Source organism: Chitinophaga sp. 05T412, from assembly GCF_056396465.1.
In genome coordinates this window covers 1-445 of record NZ_JBFTLN010000088.1, presented here as the reverse complement: position 1 = coordinate 445, position 445 = coordinate 1, and the positions used below count along the sequence as shown (strand labels likewise).

Below are 445 nucleotides of genomic sequence, written 5' to 3'. Positions count from 1 at the left end.
GGAAAGAAGTGAGCGAATGATCATTGCTTTGCTGGCGGTGCTGAAGTCAGGTGGGGCTTATGTTCCCATTGATCCTGACTTTCCGCAGGAACGTATTGATTATATCCTGTCGGACAGTGGCTGCAAAGTGTTGATCGATGAAGGGGAGCTGTTGCGTTTTAAAGCAGTGCAATCAGCATACAGCACCACAACGCCAGCTATTATTAACCAGCCCCACGACCTGGCTTACGTGATCTACACTTCAGGCTCCACGGGTCGTCCTAAAGGTTGTATGCTGGAACACCGTGGTGTGGTGAACCGTTTGGAGTGGATGTGGCAGCATTACAATTTTACGTCTGCAGACATCATTTTACAGAAGACCACTTTCACTTTTGATGTATCGGTATGGGAACTGTTTCTGCCACTGTGCTGGGGCGCCCGTATGGGTGCTGGGGCGCCCGTATGG

General features: G+C 50.6%; 1 protein-coding gene. It reads left to right on the top strand.

Annotation, left to right across the window (positions count from 1 at the left end):
• Positions 1-445 (top strand): AMP-binding protein (locus AC1DFM_RS34805; RefSeq protein WP_477081385.1); only part of this gene is annotated, 445 nt, incomplete at both ends.